Annotated in this window: 19 protein-coding genes (1 of these 19 running past the window's edge); 3 read left to right on the top strand and 16 right to left on the bottom strand. The window is 39.2% G+C overall.

What is annotated here, in order from left to right:
* From EDC45_RS03665 to EDC45_RS03630, 8 genes are all read right to left on the bottom strand, one after another.
* Positions 1-1,562, bottom strand: partial view of a leucine-rich repeat domain-containing protein gene (locus tag EDC45_RS03665; RefSeq protein ID WP_424960658.1) — the 5' portion only. Its footprint begins 958 nt before the window's first position; 1,562 of the gene's 2,520 nt are visible here — the first part of the coding sequence; its start codon is at positions 1,560-1,562; its stop codon lies beyond the left edge, outside the window.
* A 122-nt stretch (positions 1,563-1,684) separates the two neighbouring features.
* The gene (locus EDC45_RS10380) at positions 1,685-2,083 is read right to left on the bottom strand and encodes a hypothetical protein (RefSeq protein ID WP_208107244.1); all 399 of its coding nucleotides are present in this window, start codon (positions 2,081-2,083) and stop codon (positions 1,685-1,687) included.
* Between the two features lie 16 nt (positions 2,084-2,099).
* A complete protein-coding gene (locus EDC45_RS03655) occupies positions 2,100-2,354 on the bottom strand; it encodes a YkgJ family cysteine cluster protein (protein WP_133543565.1) in 255 nt (84 codons plus the stop codon).
* On the bottom strand, positions 2,351-4,000 hold the full coding sequence (locus tag EDC45_RS03650) for a phage tail family protein (protein WP_133543563.1): 1,650 nt from the start codon (positions 3,998-4,000) through the stop codon (positions 2,351-2,353). Before EDC45_RS03650 ends, EDC45_RS03655 begins: the two co-directional genes overlap by 4 nt.
* A gap of 57 nt (positions 4,001-4,057) precedes the next feature.
* The gene (locus tag EDC45_RS03645; protein ID WP_133543561.1) at positions 4,058-5,137 is read right to left on the bottom strand and encodes a chemotaxis protein; all 1,080 of its coding nucleotides are present in this window, start codon (positions 5,135-5,137) and stop codon (positions 4,058-4,060) included.
* 18 nt (positions 5,138-5,155) lie between these two features.
* Positions 5,156-5,542: a DNA repair protein gene (locus tag EDC45_RS03640; RefSeq protein ID WP_133543559.1), complete on the bottom strand. Its 387-nt coding sequence runs from the start codon at positions 5,540-5,542 to the stop codon at positions 5,156-5,158.
* A gap of 30 nt (positions 5,543-5,572) precedes the next feature.
* Entirely contained in the window at positions 5,573-5,899 is a 327-nt protein-coding gene (locus tag EDC45_RS03635; protein WP_133543557.1) for a hypothetical protein, read from the bottom strand.
* A gap of 7 nt (positions 5,900-5,906) precedes the next feature.
* Positions 5,907-6,794, bottom strand: a complete 888-nt coding sequence (locus EDC45_RS03630; protein ID WP_133543555.1) for a helix-turn-helix transcriptional regulator — start codon at positions 6,792-6,794, stop codon at positions 5,907-5,909.
* A 232-nt stretch (positions 6,795-7,026) separates the two neighbouring features.
* On the opposite strand from EDC45_RS03630, the gene EDC45_RS03625 reads away from it, so the two are divergent.
* Both EDC45_RS03625 and dld read left to right on the top strand, forming a co-directional pair.
* Positions 7,027-7,383, top strand: coding sequence for a helix-turn-helix domain-containing protein (locus EDC45_RS03625; RefSeq protein ID WP_133543553.1), 357 nt, complete (start codon positions 7,027-7,029; stop codon positions 7,381-7,383).
* A 244-nt stretch (positions 7,384-7,627) separates the two neighbouring features.
* Positions 7,628-9,328: a D-lactate dehydrogenase gene (gene dld, locus EDC45_RS03620; protein WP_133543551.1), complete on the top strand. Its 1,701-nt coding sequence runs from the start codon at positions 7,628-7,630 to the stop codon at positions 9,326-9,328.
* 242 nt (positions 9,329-9,570) lie between these two features.
* Here the strand turns inward: dld and EDC45_RS03615 are convergent, their stop codons facing one another.
* From EDC45_RS03615 to EDC45_RS03580, 8 genes are all read right to left on the bottom strand, one after another.
* Positions 9,571-9,813, bottom strand: a complete 243-nt coding sequence (locus EDC45_RS03615; RefSeq protein ID WP_133543549.1) for a DUF5339 family protein — start codon at positions 9,811-9,813, stop codon at positions 9,571-9,573.
* A gap of 167 nt (positions 9,814-9,980) precedes the next feature.
* Entirely contained in the window at positions 9,981-11,075 is a 1,095-nt protein-coding gene (locus EDC45_RS03610) for a lytic murein transglycosylase (RefSeq protein WP_133543547.1), read from the bottom strand.
* Positions 11,076-11,088: 13 nt separating this feature from the next.
* Positions 11,089-11,901 (bottom strand): glycosyltransferase family 2 protein, encoded by an 813-nt coding sequence (locus EDC45_RS03605; protein WP_133543545.1) that lies wholly within the window; start codon positions 11,899-11,901, stop codon positions 11,089-11,091.
* 3 nt (positions 11,902-11,904) lie between these two features.
* The gene (locus EDC45_RS03600; RefSeq protein ID WP_133543543.1) at positions 11,905-12,789 is read right to left on the bottom strand and encodes a glycosyltransferase family 2 protein; all 885 of its coding nucleotides are present in this window, start codon (positions 12,787-12,789) and stop codon (positions 11,905-11,907) included.
* Between the two features lie 2 nt (positions 12,790-12,791).
* Positions 12,792-13,970 (bottom strand): hypothetical protein, encoded by a 1,179-nt coding sequence (locus tag EDC45_RS03595; protein ID WP_133543541.1) that lies wholly within the window; start codon positions 13,968-13,970, stop codon positions 12,792-12,794.
* The gene (locus tag EDC45_RS03590; protein ID WP_133543539.1) at positions 13,967-14,743 is read right to left on the bottom strand and encodes a glycosyltransferase family 25 protein; all 777 of its coding nucleotides are present in this window, start codon (positions 14,741-14,743) and stop codon (positions 13,967-13,969) included. Before EDC45_RS03590 ends, EDC45_RS03595 begins: the two co-directional genes overlap by 4 nt.
* A gap of 38 nt (positions 14,744-14,781) precedes the next feature.
* Complete coding sequence (locus tag EDC45_RS03585; RefSeq protein WP_133543537.1) at positions 14,782-15,981, bottom strand: lipopolysaccharide biosynthesis protein; 1,200 nt, start codon at positions 15,979-15,981, stop codon at positions 14,782-14,784.
* Positions 15,968-16,945, bottom strand: coding sequence for a polysaccharide pyruvyl transferase family protein (locus EDC45_RS03580; RefSeq protein ID WP_133543535.1), 978 nt, complete (start codon positions 16,943-16,945; stop codon positions 15,968-15,970). Before EDC45_RS03580 ends, EDC45_RS03585 begins: the two co-directional genes overlap by 14 nt.
* Before the next feature lie 215 nt (positions 16,946-17,160).
* Between EDC45_RS03580 and EDC45_RS03575 the strand changes: the two genes are divergently transcribed.
* Positions 17,161-17,907, top strand: a complete 747-nt coding sequence (locus tag EDC45_RS03575; RefSeq protein ID WP_133543533.1) for a YdcF family protein — start codon at positions 17,161-17,163, stop codon at positions 17,905-17,907.
* The last annotated feature ends 61 nt before the right edge of the window (positions 17,908-17,968 follow it).

Genomic DNA, 17,968 nt, shown 5'->3' with positions numbered 1-17,968 from the left:
TGAGTTAATTGATTACAATAACCAATATCTAATCCTTGTAAATTCGATAAATTCCCTAAACTATTCGGCAAGCTAGTTAATTGATTACAATAACCAATATCTAATCCTTGTAAATTCGATAAATTCCCTAAACTATTCGGCAAGCTAGTTAATTGATTACAATAACCAATATCTAATCTTTGTAAATTCGATAAATTTCCTAAACTATCCGGTAAGTGAGCTAGCTCATTACAACCTTCAATCGTTAATCTTTGTAAATTCAATAAATTCCCTAAGCTATCCGGCAAATACGTTAATTGATCACAACTACGAATATTTAATTCTTGTAAATTCGATAAATTCCCTAAGCTATCTGGCAAATACGTTAATTGATCACAACTACGAATATTTAATTCTTTTAAATTCGATAAATTCCCTAAACCATCCGGTAATTTAGTTAATTTATTTTCACAAATATCTAACCTTTGTAAATTGTATAAACCCCATAAACTATACGGTAAGTAGGTTAATTTCCAACAAGAATTAATATCTAATCTTTGTAAATTCGATAAATTCCCTAAGCTATCCGGTAAATAAGGTAACTGTTCACAATGCCAAATGATTAATTGTTTTAAATTCAATAAATCCCCTAAGCTATCCGGCAAATAAGTTAATTGATCACAATCATGAATACTTAACTCTTGTAAATTCGATAAATTCCCTAAATTATCTGGTAAGATAGTCAAATTTCCCATCAAAATAGATAATTTTCGTAATTTCGATAAATTCCCTAAACTATCCGGTAAATAAGGTAATTTTTCACAACGCCAAATATCTAATTTTTGTAAATTTAATAAATTCCCTAAGCTATCCGGCAAATAAGTTAATTGATCACAATCATGAATACTTAACTCTTGTAAATTCGATAAATTTCCTAAGCTATCCGGCAAGTGAGTTAATTGATTACAAAAAGCAATATCTAATTCTTGTAAATTCGATAAATTCCCTAAACTATCCGGTAAATAAGGTAATTGTTCACAACGCCAAATACCTAATGTTTTTAAATTCAATAAATTCCCTAAGCTATTCGGTAAGTGAGTTAATTGATTACAAAAACCAATATCTAATTTTTGTAAATTCAATAAATCCCCTAAGCTATCCGGAAAATAAGTTAATTGATCACAATTACGAATATCTAATTCTTGTAAATTCGATAAATCCCCTAAACTATCCGGTAAATAAGGTAATTTTTCACAATACCAAATAATTATTTTTTTTAAATTAGATAAATTACCTAAGCTATCCGGAAAATAAGTTAATTTCTCACAATTATGAATAATTAACTCTTGTAAATTCGATAGATTACCTAGGCTATCCGGCAAATGAGTTAATTGGCCATAATTTATAATACTTAATTTTTTTAAATTCTTTAAACAAGATAAACTTTCAGGAAGCTCCTTTAAATTTCCAAAATGTAAATATAATTCCTCCATTTCACTTAACTTATTAATATCCCTTGGAAAAATACTCTCTGGTATTTTATATTTATCTGCCCATTTCACCAGTTGATAAAATGCTTCCATATTAATATTTTTAGACATCACAACCCCTTCTATTTACTAAAAAATAGGCATAGTAAAAATATTTTATAATATTATCTATGCCTGATATATTGAGTTAGTATAGTTTTATATTAAATAACAAATCACTTTTTATAGGTTATATTTATCTGGTTATTAAAGTGATTTTTCCCAATTTCAAAATCCGGGTTATAGGTTGCCAGGTTATGAGCAGCAATACCTATAGCTGAAACAACGCCTATAGCCCCGGTAATACCGCCGAAAAATGAAGCTCCCATAGCTGTAGCTCTATTTTCAGTATAAATACGGCATTTATAACCTGCATCTTCCATAATACGTTCAACCCGTAAAGCTTCACGACTAATATCTGACGATTTAATAGAAAAATTAATATGGTGATTAATTAATTCTCGTATAAATCCATTATTAATATCTTTTGAATTAAAGGTTTTATCTTGGTAATTCTCGATAAACTTATCTCTAGATAAAACAGATTCAGATAAAATATCTTTAACTTCAGACATAATTTCTCCTTATATATTATAGTTTATTACAAATCTCTAAGTTTATTTTAACAAAATCATCCCAGCTATAAATATGAGATAAATAAACTTTGTAATACTCCTCTACCCGACAAACTAAAGGTCTACTTTTGTAAATAGAGCATAGGTTGGTTTTTTCATCAAAATATCGGCATATACCATCACCCCGATCTAAATATAGAGTTTGTTCACTAAGATTTACTCGACGGCAACATTTACCACAAGCAGTACAGGGAAATTCCGTTATATTCATACCTTATCAAATTTGCTTTTTAAAAAAGTTCTGATGCTTTCCGTATTACCTGGCACATAAGGTAATTCAATATTCCGACGCTTAATCTCACTTTGTAAAATTAAATTACGTTCTAATTCATTATTAGTTGATACTAAAGCCATATTAAATTCCGCCAACTCAGCAGGATTCATATTAAATTCGATTCTGGTTAGTTCTACTAAATAACGATCTAATTCAACATTTACCTCTCTAATATAATCTATTGGATTTTCCAATTGATATTTGGATTTAAACTGATTCAAGAAAGTCCAAATTTTTTGTGTGATTTCACTATGTTCTAAAAAATAAACAAATCCTAAATTTAATATTCCGGTTACTAATGCGCTAATAAATGCCGCAATAGATTCTCCATAATCTTTAAATCTACTTAATACGGCTTCTAATTTCTCATTAATATAAACACCTACTAATGTAGAGATACTAAAAGCTAATAATTTCATAACTTCTCTAAGTAAATCTCCCATTGCCAATCTATTAGGATTAAAGAAAATCAATTTAATAATACCTACTAAACTATTCCATAATTCTCTTATCATTTTTACAATCATCTTTTCTGTTGTAAAAAAGATATTAATTATAGTTGTAGTCAAGCTAGATAATGCCCCTCCAATATAGCTATCATTAAATATCTTATATAAGTCTTTAAATCTAGATTGAACTCTAAACCAAATATTCTTCAATGCTATTGAAACATCATGGATAAAACTTTTAAATTCAAAGTTTAATTTATTCTTATTATAAATCTCTGGAATTTGCTCTCTTAACTCAAACCATACTTCTGCCAATATGAGACCTAAAGCCTGTCTGGTTCCCATCTGCATTCCTTTACCATGCATATTTTTTGCTGTAGCACTAAAAAATCTCGAGCTTGTATAATAATTCCAATTAATTTTTTTGTTATATATTTCTCTAGCTTTTTCATCAACCTCTTTCATTTTATCAGGGTTTTTCACAAGTTCTTCTAATTCTTTTTTTTGTTTTATATGTGTATTTATTGTTTTTTCCAATTTCTCTTTCTTATTTCTATCCATAGATGGATTGTTTAATAATTTACTTTTATTTTCCTCTATAGATCTTTCTAAATTCTTAATTTTTTCAGGTGCAATTTTAGTGATAAAATCCTCTACAGAATGATGTCTCTTTGGATTATTAATTTCCCATATGGTAGCATTTAAATTCGATTTATCATTAGCTAAATCCTCACCAACCAATCCAGATAAAACCCTACCCGGATCATCATGAATTTTCTTTGCCGATATAACATGGTCAACTTCTCTATCATTTTTTGATGTGATTTTCTTTCCCGTGTAGTTATCTACCAAATTATCTGATTTTTGTTCTACTTTAGTATCCTTACCCATTTTTTTATAATCTTGATGACTATGATATGAATGACTATTATACTTTCCTCTATTATCATAGTTCTCTTTCGATTTTTCAGTTGCCCAAATGTTATTTCTTACATTATGAATAGTATCTACATCGCCGCCTCTCTTATCTTCTATTAATAAAAAATCCAATCCGAATGTAGTTGCTAAAGACTTAACAACCGTTTGTTCTAATTCTTTAGACCAATCAAATTCTTTATTGATTAAAATGCTCATAAGTTTCCTCTGGGTAAAAAATTAGCGAGATAGCAATATCTCGCTAAAGATTAACGGTTATCGAATAACTTTTTCTATTTCTTCTGTTTTTCCTTTTCTTAAATAATAATTAATTTCTTCATTATTTAATACTTGGAGACCGTTTTGGTCTAATTCCATTTCAGGAGTATCATCTTTAATAATAGCTGCACCTGATATATCTTTTTTAACTTTAAATAATGGTATAGTAATAATATCAGTTAATATCGCAGCCATTTGATATCCATTATCAATAGTGATAAGTACATACTCATTTAACGAATCAAAACTTAACACACCATTTTTTATTAAAACACTTATCGCTTTAATTTGTTCAAAATATTTATAAAACTCTTGATAGATACGCTCTAACTCAGAGGACAAATATTTTACATAGGCAATGGTTTCATTTAATGCTCTGATAGAAATTTTCATCTTATCCATAGCATCAATTACCTCTCTCTGGTACTCAGAGGCTTCTCTCTGGGCTTTTTCTGCGTATTTATCAAATCCCCATCCGGCAATTGCAAAAATAGGTGCGGCAACGGTAAACCCTAATACCATTGCGCCACCGGCCATTCCAAAACCACCTGCGGCTAACGAACCGCCCCCAATTGCTGCCAATGTTGCATTATATGCCGCAACACCTGATAATGCTGCAATAGGTGTTCCGGTTGAAGCTGCTGCAAAAGCCATCACCCCGCCATATACGGCATAGGCAGCTGCCGCACCCGCCGCGGCACCACCCCCTAGCTGTCCTAAATAGGTGGTAGCGGAAATAGATAAATCGGCAATTTTATTTAACTTATATTCCGGTAAATTAACTTTAATTTCTTTATTTTCAGATTTTTCAATTTTTGCCAATAAGTCATCTGCAATATTTCTAAACTCGTGAAAATCATTCCCTATTTTTAGCTGTAATTTGCCCAATGAATCTAAAAGCTTAGTTGTTTCCTTATTTTTATTTTCGAAATCTCTTTTTTGAAAATCAAACTGCTGGGTTGCATTCTTAACCATTTTTGTAGCTTCAGATTTCTTCCCATAGCCATCACAAGCTTTTTTAAATCCAAATCCTACAGTTGCAGCAGCAGCTCCGGCTAAAACAAACGGTAAAGGCATATTAATTTCTCCTATAAATTAATTTAATAAAGTTTCAATTTCTTTTGATAAATCAAATTGTCTTTCAATCCAATCACTTAATTTTTTTAGTTTTTCATTTGAAATAGACAATTTATTTGCATACAAAGTGATAAGATCTCTTTCTTCAATATGATAATCATCATTTGCATAGGCGACACCTAATAACTCAAGCAATAATGAACATCTTGCTCTTTCAGTATTAAATATCTTAGGTAAATCATTTATAGCGATATTTTGTTCTGAAATACCTTCTTCCGATTGTTTCAGCAAAATATCAACCATGCCCATTTGCAATTCATCGGAAGAACCATCTGCTTCCGCAACTGTTCTGGCTAAATAAAGTAATACGGATTGTTGCTCTCTATTTAAGTTTTGTACAAACATATTTTTCTCCTATATGTTATTGTGAATAAACTACTTTTTCCAAATCACCTCAATACGATTATTAGCAATATCTCTGCCAATTTCATAATCGGGATCGTAAGTAACCAAGTTATGTGCTGCAATAGACACTAAAGACAATATTCCCCAAGCCGGATTAAGAAAGCCTGATAAGCCGGTAACAATGCGATTTTTAGTATAGATTCTGCATTTTAGATATTGGCTTTCCATATAATTTTCCAGATCTTGACTTACGGCTAACATATCTGCAACGGCAATATTACAGATTTCAAAACTACGGCGTTCATTAATTAATTTTCTAGCTTCGGCTTGATAAAAATTAAAATCAATTTGATACATAATTTACCTACTTATTATTTGATAAATAATGTTGTAACTTTTCGATCATTTTCTCTTGTAGACCATCCGGGCTAATAATAGTTAAATGCGGAATCCAATACTGTACAAGAGGAATCACTTCCCATTCATTGACATTCTGACTGGCAAGAATTAATTCGCCGCTTTCCGATTTATGCACTAAGCGCTGATTAGGTAATAAATTTCGTCGCAAAAAATAAGGGGCGGCAAAAGCTGAAACCTTAATTAGTATTTCACCGATTTGATTACCATGGGAAATACTGTCGTTTTCTTTAATTTCTCCAATTAATTTTTCGTTAGGCATAAAAGTTTCATCTAATATTTCTATCCCATTAATTTGGGTAAAACAAAAGGTTTTTTGTTTATCCTTATCTGTCGCGATGAGATACCAGATTCCGCTTTTATTGGTGAGGTTATAAGGGGCGACTTTATAAAACTTTCCTTCTTTCGTATTTAATTTAGTATATTTAAAACTGATAAGATTTTTATTTTGGATCGCTTGATTTAATTGGTTAAATTCCTTTTCACGCCCGCTGATGTCTTCATATTGAAAACCTTTGACTTGTACGCTTTGAGTGAGTTTTTCTTGATAAAACTGCTGATCGATTTTAGGAAATAGATCCGCCACGCTGACAAAAAGAGCAAAACGCCGGATATCCTCTTCGGTAAGAAAGCCTAATTTCTTACGATTAATTTTATAAAATCTGGGGCCTTTTTCTTCCCATTCCAGAAAATCCAGACGGTTAATATCCCGCTGAACGGTACGTAACGAAACATCAAACTGTTCCGCCACCTGGTGGATATCCAGGCGTTTCCCCAGGTTAAGCTGACCGAGTATCTGGGCTAGACGCTGTGCTAATACATTATTCTTCTTCATTTTTAAGCTCCATGCTTATTCATATGGGCTAATTTAACCAAAAATTCTTATTTTGATGCGTCAGCTTGTGTCGTATAAAAAATTTTTGCTTTTTTTCTTTAAATTTTATCGCCCGGCCCGACAGAAACAATAACCTAAAAAAATAGACCTTTAAGGTCTAATATAAGAATTAAACGCAGTTTAAGTAAAGAAGTCAAGCGTTATTATTACTCCTTTATCAAAGGAGAATAGAATGCCGAATAAGAATGAAGAATTAATGCTTACTATAGGACGGGCAATCGCTAAATATCGACAGGCTTCAGGTTTAACACAAGCACAACTTGCCGAAATTCTGGATATGAGTAACGATGCGGTATCCCGTATGGAGCGGGGTAAAACAGTACCCACAATTCTACGTTTAATTGAACTTTCGGAAATTTTTCATTGTGAAGTGGCGGATCTGGTTACCGACAGCAGTAATCGCAGTATGGATCAAGCAAGACAGCTGGTGCGCTTACTACAAGACTTGGAAAATAATGAACGTAACGAATTACTGAATATTGTGGAAAAAATAGTTATTTTCAGTAAGCAGCGCCAGGAATACAATTGAAACTCGCCTATCCTTTAACCTGCTTGAGATTAATGATGAGGATTAATCCGTTAACATCAATTCCAGAACAAACCGGTATCCTTTACTAAACAACCCTCATGCTGCAACAACAGGTTGATAATATCGGTTTTACCATAACACAGAGCAAATTTTCATATTTTGCGATGAGCCTCAAAGTTTTATTCAGATCATATTTTTTCTTCGTTGTTACAATATTGTTTTGTTTTTACAAAGGGATAACAAAATGAGTACACAACAGGCAAAGCGACTAATTTCAACTTTAACCGCAATAGTTACTTCCTCTCATATTATAACCGAGCCGGAAAAAACCGAGGCTTACCGCAGCGGTTATCGTTTCGGCACGGGAAATGCGCTGGCTGTTGTACGCCCTGCGGATTTGCTGGAGTTTTGGCGGGTATTGAAAGCCTGTGTGGAGCAGGATGCGATTATTATCAATCAAGCCGCCAATACGGGATTAACGGGCGGTTCAACCCCGAGCGGTAATGATTATGAGCGGCCGGTTATCATTATAAATACAATGCGTATAACCCATATTCAGCCGATAAATAACGGACAACAAGTGGTGTGTTTTCCGGGATCCACATTAAACCAATTAGAAAATATCTTGAAGCCATACGGACGAGAACCCCATTCCGTTATCGGATCCTCCTGTATCGGCGCTTCGGTAATCGGCGGAATATGTAATAATTCGGGCGGAGCATTGGTACAACGAGGACCGGCCTATACGGAGATGGCGCTTTTCGCCCAGCTAAATGAAAATGGCGAACTGGAACTGAAAAACCATTTAGGTATTCATTTAGGCGATGATGCGGAAGAAATTTTAACCAACTTGCAGAATCATCATTATCGCCCTCAAGATATTGAGCAAAATTGCGGAAACGGCCATGATCACAATTATTGTCATCATGTTCGACAGGTAAATGAGGATTCGCCGGCAAGGTTTAATGCGGATCCTGCCAGACATTACGAAGCTTCCGGCAGTGCGGGAAAAATAGCGGTATTTGCCGTTCGCCTGGATACCTTTCTGTTAGAACGGGATACTGCGGTATTTTATATAGGTACCAATCAAACTTCGGTACTAAACGATTTGCGCCGCCATATATTATCGAATTTTGCCCAATTGCCGATTTCCGGTGAATATATTCATCGCGATGCTTTCGATATTGCCGCCCGCTACGGTAAAGATACGTTCTGGGTGATAAAAAAATTCGGTACGGATCGGTTGCCGAAACTGTTTAAGCTAAAAGCCAATGTTGATCGCTTAAGTAAAAAGTTCGCTTTTTTACCTTCTCATCTCAGCGATAAATTTATGCAGCTGTTCGCTAAATTCCTGCCGGAACATTTACCCCGGAGTTTATGGCAATATCGTGATCGCTATGAGCATCATTTAATCTTGAAAATGGGCGGTACGGGGGTGCAGGAAGCACGCGATTATTTAGCGGATTATTTCAAAAACAGCGAAAAAGGCGGCTATTTTGAATGTAATGCGCGAGAAACCCAGGCGGCAATGTTGCACCGTTTTGCCGTCGCTTCTGCAGCAATCCGTTATCGTGCCGTTCATTCCGAGGAAGTAGAAGAAATCGTGGCTTTGGATGTGGCGCTACGCCGTAATGATGCCGATTGGTTTGAAAACCTACCGGCAGAAATCAACGGGCAAATTATACATAAACTGTACTACGGGCATTTTATCTGTCATGTTTTCCATCAGGATTACATTATTAAAAAAGGCTGCAATACTGAAAAATTGGAAGAGGAAATGTTAAAGATTTTGGAACAACGGGGTGCCCAATACCCTGCCGAACATAATGTCGGCCATTTATATACGGCGAAGCCCGAATTACGCAAATTTTATCAATCTCTGGATCCTACTAACAGTTTTAATCCGGGAATCGGTAAAACCTCAAAGAAAAAATATTGGCAATAGAAATTTATTTTTAGCTTAGTGCAATAACATGATATTAATTATAAAGTTTTCAATTTTTATTATGTTCCCCTTGCTTTTTATTTTTCTCCGCAAGTAATATCGTTATTTCTACTATCGGAGAAATAAATCAAGGCACTTTATATTTTTCAATAATCATTTAAAAATATTTTTAATGCCAATTCATTTCCCATTAAAAAACGGCCGCTATTTTGCGACCGTTTAAAATATAGAGTTATCTAAAATCACTTCGCCGGAGGCATTTGTTTCAATGCATCTAAAGCTTGTTTACAAGCGGTTTCCTGAGCCTGTTGCGGCAATGTTGCATATTGCGATTTAGCTGCGTCAAACTGCGCTTTAACTTCAGGAACTTTTGCTGCATAGGCTTCCGCCGCTTTGAAATATTCCTGGCAACTTGGATGTAAATCAGCGGCAGTTGCAGAAAATGCGGCAAGGCAGAGAATTGAAGAAAGCAGATATTTTTGCATGAGGGTTTCCTTTATTACAAATGGATAATAAATTTACTTCACTCGCCCTATAAAAACAACTTATAGGCAATAGCATATTAACAGAGCGAAACTTTATATTCAATCTTCCGCTCCATTAATTTAACTTAATTGTAACAATCCATTAATATATCAAGGAGATAGGTTAATTATTTTCCAATAACCTGTTCTTTAATTTGATCGGCAAACATTCCTATACTGAGTACAAAATAGTTTGACCGATTCCAATCATATAGGCTGCGATAATTGGCGGAAACCAAAAAGGCTCTGCCCGCTTCGCGATCCGGGCGTACCAGCCATAATTCGGCGGAAGATAATGCCTTGAGCTTATCGACTTGCTGCGGCGTCTGATATTTTAGTATCAATCCTTTTGCCTGCCAATCGCGCAGGCTGCGTCCTTTATGAGGCTCCAATCCGGATAAAGCCAAATCCAGCGGTTGGCTCAGGCTGACTTCCACACCCCAGGGCAGGTGTTGATTCCAACCCACCTTATGCAAATAATTAGCAATGGAAGCGAATACATCATAGGGGTTGTTCCAGATATTTTTTTCGCCGTCATTATCGCCGTCCGCCGCATAATTTAAATAGGAACTCGGCATAAACTGGGTCTGTCCCATGGCTCCCGCCCAGGAACCGCGCATTGCGGAACGGTTAATATGATCGCGATCCAGCATTTTCATGGCATTGATAAATTCTTTTGTAAACAATGCCTCCCGTCGACCGTCAAACGCCAGGGTGGCTAACACCGACAGCACGTCGTAATTCCCTTGATAATAGCCAAAGCTGCTTTCCATGCCCCACAAAGCCAGCAGATATTCGGGTTGAACGCCGAAACGCTGAGCCGCCGCCATTAAGTGCGGTCGAATTTCAGCATATTTTTGCTGCGCCTTATTCAGTTTTGCTGCGGTTAGTACGCGCTTGAGATAATTGCTGGCACCATTCGGGTTAGCCTGCGGTACCTGATTAGGCGTCCGTTGCTTTATTCTGCCCGCCTGTTGTCTATCCAGGCTGACCGCTTTGGCAACATACAGAATATTGTCCTGCCCATTGATAGTGGCGGCGGAAACCCCTTGCCCTGCGGCTTTACGCTTTAAAAACTGTACAAAATCCTTAAAGTTCGCCGGATCCCTGCTGTGGCTATAGGCGGCGTTTTCCGCCAACGGAGAAAGGCTTTTATCCGCAGGTGCGGAAGAACAGGCACTCAACACCAAACAGAGGCTGAGTAGGGATAATTTAAATTTCATTTTGCAATCCTCGTTATGACTTACGCATCAGTTTATACAATACCTTTAATAGGGAAACCGGTAATAAACGCGGTATGGTGCGTAATAAGAAAGTAATAAATCCGCTGAATGGGCCCTGAATATTTAGGCGACGTTTTAATTGATAGAGTTTCCATTCGCTTTGGGCATAAATCAAACCGCGACGACGGCCCACCATTGCATTTCCTGCAGTTCTGGCATAAAGCAGGACATCGGGCAGGTTGCCGACTTTTTTACCGGTGGCGATAATTCGGTTCCACAGGTTGTAATCCTCTAGGAAAAGATGATGCTGATAAGCGCCCACCTCCTCCAATACGGATTTACGGTAAGCCACGGTCATATGATTAAAAGGCGAGCGTATTTTATTGAATTTGATGATATCGGCGTAATCCACCGGTACCTGACGTATGCTTAGCGGCTGTGCCGGATCATGATCAAATTCGACAATCTGGGTGCTGAACAGTACCACATCGGGATTCTTTTCAATATATTCCACCTGTTTAGCGAAACGCTGGGGATAGCAGATGTCGTCGGTATCCATACGGAAGATCCATTCGTTGCGACAATGTTTTATACCTTCATTCAGGGCTTTTCCCAGACCGAGATTATGCGGCAGCGCAACGATTTGCAACGGCAGTAAGGATTTAAATTCCTCAACCCCTTGTTCAAGGGCTTCGCTCAGAGGGCCGTCGAACACCAGAACAATTTCATCCGCTGGGTAAGTTTGCCCTACCAGGCTTTCCAAACATTGCCGTAAAAAATCCGGTTTTTCTTTGGCATATAGGGACATTAAAACTGAGAATTTCATGGTTTAAATAAATCTCTTCATATTAATCGCCAGTTTCGGCGAGATTAAGGTAATTCCTGCCAGAATCAAGGTCTTCGGATTAAATGCGGTTAGAAAAACACGGAAATAATAATATGCCGCTTTTCTGGATAAGGACATCAAATAGGGGTATGCCAGCATATTAAATCCGTTGATTCTGAAGTTTTTCGCTTGGCTCGGCGTTTGTACATATTTTTCGGCGATGCGGCTAATCGCACTTTGCGTATTGTCGACGTTTTTCGATACGCTGGCCACTTTAGTATGGAAAAAACAACGGGTCAGCGGCTGCGCAACATAATGCGGTACCAAATCCGGGCAGGCGATAAGTTTTAGCACAAATTCGTAATCTTCCAACGCCAGCAACTGCTCGGAGAGTCCGCCTACCTGAAAATACAGATTTTTTTTAATCGCCAGCATCGGCATACCGCCCACTTTATTGGCCAGCAGCAAATTATCCTTGTTTAGCTGCCCGATATCCGCATAAGGGCGGGTTTGATAGCTGAATTTTTCATTAACCATAACGCATTGCGCCGGGTGATAAATAAAATTAATCTGCGTATGAGCAAGGATTTCCTGCGCCAGAATACGGCATTTATCCTTGTCAAAACGATCATCATCATCTAAAAACAACAACCATTCTTGTGTTGCCTGCGCCGCACCTATATTGCGGCTCCGTGCCGGCCCGGCATTTTTTTCATTACGATGCACGCTAACCCTAAAAGGATAGTTGCCTTCGATGGTTACGGGCTGGGGCGAGCAGTCGTCCACAATAATCACTTCAAAATTATGCAGGCTTTGCTCCGCTAAACTGTCTAATAAAGCGGCGACCTGTGCATTGCGAGCGTAAGAAGGAACGATAATACTGAACATAGTTAATTCCGTTGCTGTTGAAAAAGAATCATCCGAGAACCATCGGTGCCGAATAAGGAGAGGAACATCAGCATAATCAGCATAATTCCCGGAAAAGCGTAAGTATCCGCCTTAATATTTAATATGCTTAATAATCCCAGCGCGGAAAGGGTGAATTTCCAGCTGCCGTCAAACCAGTTTAAGGCGATTTTACGTACAAAATAGGCGGTAAATGCAAAACAGACGAAGCAATAGCCTAAGCCTCCGTACAGGATCTGACGCAGAAAACCGGAATCCGTGCCGCCGTAGTAGCTTTTCTGTGCGGTAAAGTAATAACCGTCGCCGCTGATCATCTGCTGCAAGGTCGGGATAAATAAATGTTTCTGCATTAAGGTATCCGTGGAAGAACTCACGGATTTTCCGCCGTTCAATAGATTAATTACCGGTTCCAAGGCATGGGCCACATAGGGATTGTGCGGATAGCATTTGGCAATAAACAACACCAGCGCCATAAAGACGACTAAAGCGGGAATATAGCGCAGTTTAAAATAGAGCAAAACACTTAAGAGCGAAAACATAAAAAAGGTTCTGCCGGAGAGCAAGCCGATAAACAGCAACAACAACAGGTAAAAAGAAGAAATACTATTATGTTTTTGATTATAGGCCAGCAAAAAATGCAGCAGCATTAAATAAAAGGCGCTGAGCTGAAAAAATGCCGAAGAGGTAATATTGTACAGGCGATATTCCTGTTCCGAACCGTAAAATCTCGGCAACGGCACATTGGTGGATAAGGCAAAATCGATCACAAAACTTATACCGCATAAGGCCAGCAGTCCCACCAGCGCCTGAAGGATAATCCCCTTTTGCAGATCTGCGATTAAACGATGCTGTCCCCCTTCTTGCGCATAGCATAGGTTATACAGGGCCAGACCGAACAGAAACAACAGCAAGGCTTTAACATACATTAAAAATACGGAGAAGTCCGTCGTACCGTTTACCGCCAGAGGCACCAGGCTGAGCAGAATCAACCCGATCAGCACCAACAGGCTGTCTTTCGGCACCGCAATACCTGCGGGCAACTTTTTGGCATATAGCCTGTATCCCAGCCAACATAGGGCGATGCCCCCGGCTACAAAACTCATGCGCAGAAAATGAAACAGCCAGGGATCATATAAATAAAACAAATTTAGCAGTGCGCTCATAACAGATTTCTCTTTATTGCCAGCAATTTTTTCAAGGGATATTTAAATAACTGCATCAATAAATTCTGTTGCAGCGAACCGCGTAAACTTTCCAGATTACTGCTCAGGCTCGGATTTTCGATCACCAGTAAAGGGCGTACCACCAAACTGTTTATGCCAAAGTCGCGCTCGAACAGAATATAATCGTCCGCTAACCAGAAAGGCCGCTCCCCTCCTTTTAAAGGGGACAAAAATTTCTCCGCAGCGGATTTACGAATCACATAAGCGACGGTTCCGGCAAAGTAATTCCGGTAGGGATAGGCGTAGCCATAGCCGCTATCGCCGATTTTTGTGCGCAGCGGCTTAAAGGTGGTGGGATAGTTAATTTCCAGCATTCGATGATTGAAGTCGGGAATTTTAGACTGTCCGAGCAAAATTATATCCGCATTCGGAGCCTGCGCCAGCAAGCTGTCGAGATGATGCTGAAAATTCGCCGCAAACAAGGCATCGTCTTCACAGATCAACACGTAATCCGCAGCATCGAGGCTTGTATCCGCAGCGATTTCGGTATACAGCTGAAGATGGCTTAGGGTGCAGCCGATTTCGCCCTTGGTTACCGCCCTGCCGTAATAGCGGGCGAACTTTTCCGTATCAAACAAGGCGGCTAAGCGATTTTGATCCTCGTTCATCGTATTAATGGCATTAAACAGGATAAAATCCGCCGTATCCGGCTGGGCAAAGAACAGCGCCCGGCGCTGCTCGTCTTTGGCTAAAGAAATTAAATATTTTTTCATAAGCTGTAAAAAACTTTTGATTTTTTGACCGCACTTTTTCAGCTTTGCCCTTGCTGGGAGCTACTGTAATCAAGCGGAAATTTAAAATAATAAACAATTGAAATTATCAGTCTGGTTAAACTGGCGCCGATCAACGCATAGGCCACGCCCTGCAGCTGCAAATCCCGCAACCAGTAGAACAGAACCACAAAAACCAGTATCGAAACCAGCTGACGGGAAAATAACAACACCTGTTTACCGCAAATCAGCATATTCTGAGACAATACCCAAGACAGCCCGGCTAAAATAGAATTTATCACGAACCAAAGCAGAAGGGGGGCAACCGCGGTATATTTGTGGCTGAAGAAAAAGGCCACCACGGGCTCCGCCAGAAACGGAACCAAGGCCACCGCTGCAACACTCATCAACAAAATCACCGCCAGTACGGCTTTGATCCGGTTCAGGCGATTTAGCAATCCGGAATAATAATAATCCGCCAGTACATTAATAAAACGGGTTAACAGCGCATCAAAAGCCATACAGACGGTATATAGGCCCAGAGTATAATTTCCCAAAAAATAAACGATGAGAAATTTATCCAGATTGGAAGTGGTCGCGCCGAAAACCTGTAACAGATTTTGCTTCGCCCAATGGCGGAAGAAAAATTTGCTTTCAATCGGAGTTACTTGATTATCGCTGAGAAATTCCCGTTCAATCCGATACAAATACAGGCAACAAAGCGCCGCCTGTATGGCGGTTAAACCGGTCAGCAACCAAAGTACGGTACTCAGCTGGCGCTCGCCGAACAGAAGATAACAGCCGCCGTACAACAAAACCGCAAGTATCGGCTGTTGCAGAGTAAGCACACGATAGATTTTCAGACGATGATCGATTTTACTTTTTTCCAGGGTGATATTCAGTACCGCGGTGAGTAAAACATTCAGTACAAAAAGTAAAGAGAAGGAAGTGATATTAAATAAATACAGTGCAATACAGCCCACCAGTACCGTATAAGCCAGAAAGCCCGCCACATATTTTTTCCAGTGCAAATACTGTCGGTTGCGCATCCCCAAAGCAAGGGCGAAGCCCACCCCGCCGGCACCGACTGTAACCCCATAGGTAACCGAGGTAATAAACAGCTGCAAAGCGCCCCGTTCGTCCACAGATAACAAACGGGCGAGCAAAAAAGCGCTGATCATCGTTAGCCCCGTGCTTAGGGCGGTGATGAAAATAAGCCCGATCAGATTATTCTTTTTCATACAGGGAAACGTAATCGATATCTTTAGTCCATTGTCGGTAATAGCCGGTATTTTTACCGTATGAATTATCGCACACTCGATTCGGAACCCCCAACAAGCAGGAGAAAATATGCCCGTGCAGGCGACTGGTTACCACAGAATCATAAGCGACAAAAACCTGACGGCAACGTTCGATTAAGGCCATAGAATAGCTATACCAGCTATTGTTAATCCAATCTTTCAGCCAAGCCAGGCGGAATTTATTGGCCAAGCGGGATAAGCGGCTGTATAGCAATTCCCGCCGCATATCCCCTTGGGACAGAATATCCTGCCAGTCCTTCACCTCGTCCCCTGCGGATAAGGCGCTTTGTATCTCTTTTTCCAGTTGACTGGCTTCAATATCCTTTCTTAAAAAATACAATGTTTTTTCCACCGCTCTTTGCCCCGGCTGGCTATTTTTTTGTGCTAAGCAGCCGTACAGCTGATGAGCCATATCCGGTGAAAGCCGTACCTTAGAGGAAAAATTCATCATGATTTGCAGGGTTTTGTCGTCCCGTGCAAATAAATGACAATCCTGATGGCGGGCAAAAATCGCCGCGGATCTTTCCATCGCCGCCTGATCGGAAAAATAAGCGGTCTGCGGCAGCACTATAATTCTATTCTCCGGGAAACGACGTACCAATTCCTCTCTTAAACGATGAATGCTCGGATAGAGATCGCCGAAATTACCGCCGCCGTGGCAGAGAATGGTGGTGCCTTTATTCACATATTTTTGCGCTTCTTCAATATCAAAGGCCTGTAGGCAGCGTCTTAAACGAATATGAATGCCGTAATCCTGGAAAAACTGTTCGGTGCCTGCATAAATCAGTAAATCCCCCACATTCAAATGCAGGGGATAATCAAAATACAGCACATTTTCTTTATCCGGAATCAACGCCGCAATATGCGCTAACTGTTGCTTCAGCGAAAGTAAAACTTCATTCATAATTCTAAACCCTACCCTTAATCTCAATATAAATCCGATAATGCCCGGCGCTAATCAAGCTCTCCGTTCCGCATCACCGAAAGAGGCTTATAATATCACCTTGTAATTTGTCCCCACAAGAAAATTAGCTCAATCCCTATCAATCCGCCGCTTAGGTTGCATTTACAGGGGGAAATGGGAATAATAGCGCCATTCTTTGTCTGACAGGATATTTCATGTTCGAACTGACCAAACTTATCACCGCCCTTATCCTTCCGCCTTTTAGTATCTTGCTTTTATGGTTGTTTTCTCTGCTGCTGTTATGTATTAACCGCAAAAAAAGCGCCCTGCTAAGCGGCTTCTTCGCCCTTATTCTGTTGTATATTTTCAGCCTGCCCTACACCGCCCAGAAACTCAGCGACAGCCTAAGCCGGGAAGATAAACCGAGCCTGGAAGATTACAAATCGGCGCAGGCAATCGTAGTATTAGGCGGCGGGCTACGCGACAGCCAGGAATTATCCGGGCCTTTAACCGTTCCCGGTATTGCCTTGGAGCGAATGCGCTACGCCGCTTATTTACAGCAGGAAACCCGATTACCCATTCTGATCAGCGGCGCCAGTCCAAACGGTAATTCGGAAGCTAAGATTATGGCACGGGAATTTGAAGTTTTTTTCCATACTCCGGTAAAGTGGTTGGAAGAACAATCGCGCAACACTAAAGAAAACGCCGCTTTCAGTCGCCGAATTTTAGCCGCCGAGCAAATTAAACATATTATTCTGGTAACCAATCAATGGCATATGCAACGAGCTAAAATGCTGTTTGAACGGGAAGGCTTCAAGGTGCTGCCGGCCGCGGTCGGCAGCGGACTTACCCCGCCAAGTTACGGTCTGAATTATATGCACTTTATTCCGCAAGCGGGAGCTTTGGCGGCCAATATGCAGCTATTAAAAGAATGGATCGGTTATTTTAAGGAGAAACTATAAAGGCGTAGAAGCAAGCCTTTTACCATTCCTGCGGATATATGCTTTATGCTTTTGAATGCAA

Source organism: Mesocricetibacter intestinalis, from assembly GCF_004363295.1.
Classification (GTDB): domain Bacteria; phylum Pseudomonadota; class Gammaproteobacteria; order Enterobacterales; family Pasteurellaceae; genus Mesocricetibacter; species Mesocricetibacter intestinalis.
Note: the sequence above shows the minus strand (reverse complement) of the source record. Positions and strands in the feature narration are given on the sequence as shown.

Excerpts from the sequence above, each read along its gene's own strand:
- EDC45_RS03650 (WP_133543563.1), bottom strand. The coding sequence starts at position 4,000 with ATGAGCATTTTAATCAATAAAGAATTTGATTGGTCTAAAGAATTAGAA.
- EDC45_RS03635 (WP_133543557.1), bottom strand. The coding sequence starts at position 5,899 with ATGTATCAAATTGATTTTAATTTTTATCAAGCCGAAGCTAGAAAATTA.
- EDC45_RS10380 (WP_208107244.1), bottom strand. The coding sequence starts at position 2,083 with ATGTCTGAAGTTAAAGATATTTTATCTGAATCTGTTTTATCTAGAGAT.
- EDC45_RS03615 (WP_133543549.1), bottom strand. The coding sequence starts at position 9,813 with ATGCAAAAATATCTGCTTTCTTCAATTCTCTGCCTTGCCGCATTTTCT.
- EDC45_RS03595 (WP_133543541.1), bottom strand. The coding sequence starts at position 13,970 with ATGAGCGCACTGCTAAATTTGTTTTATTTATATGATCCCTGGCTGTTT.
- dld (WP_133543551.1), top strand. The coding sequence starts at position 7,628 with ATGAGTACACAACAGGCAAAGCGACTAATTTCAACTTTAACCGCAATA.
- EDC45_RS03610 (WP_133543547.1), bottom strand. The coding sequence starts at position 11,075 with ATGAAATTTAAATTATCCCTACTCAGCCTCTGTTTGGTGTTGAGTGCC.
- EDC45_RS03605 (WP_133543545.1), bottom strand. The coding sequence starts at position 11,901 with ATGAAATTCTCAGTTTTAATGTCCCTATATGCCAAAGAAAAACCGGAT.
- EDC45_RS03640 (WP_133543559.1), bottom strand. The coding sequence starts at position 5,542 with ATGTTTGTACAAAACTTAAATAGAGAGCAACAATCCGTATTACTTTAT.
- EDC45_RS03655 (WP_133543565.1), bottom strand. The coding sequence starts at position 2,354 with ATGAATATAACGGAATTTCCCTGTACTGCTTGTGGTAAATGTTGCCGT.
- EDC45_RS03600 (WP_133543543.1), bottom strand. The coding sequence starts at position 12,789 with ATGTTCAGTATTATCGTTCCTTCTTACGCTCGCAATGCACAGGTCGCC.
- EDC45_RS03645 (WP_133543561.1), bottom strand. The coding sequence starts at position 5,137 with ATGCCTTTACCGTTTGTTTTAGCCGGAGCTGCTGCTGCAACTGTAGGA.
- EDC45_RS03630 (WP_133543555.1), bottom strand. The coding sequence starts at position 6,794 with ATGAAGAAGAATAATGTATTAGCACAGCGTCTAGCCCAGATACTCGGT.
- EDC45_RS03585 (WP_133543537.1), bottom strand. The coding sequence starts at position 15,981 with ATGAAAAAGAATAATCTGATCGGGCTTATTTTCATCACCGCCCTAAGC.
- EDC45_RS03590 (WP_133543539.1), bottom strand. The coding sequence starts at position 14,743 with ATGAAAAAATATTTAATTTCTTTAGCCAAAGACGAGCAGCGCCGGGCG.
- EDC45_RS03580 (WP_133543535.1), bottom strand. The coding sequence starts at position 16,945 with ATGAATGAAGTTTTACTTTCGCTGAAGCAACAGTTAGCGCATATTGCG.
- EDC45_RS03625 (WP_133543553.1), top strand. The coding sequence starts at position 7,027 with ATGCCGAATAAGAATGAAGAATTAATGCTTACTATAGGACGGGCAATC.
- EDC45_RS03575 (WP_133543533.1), top strand. The coding sequence starts at position 17,161 with ATGTTCGAACTGACCAAACTTATCACCGCCCTTATCCTTCCGCCTTTT.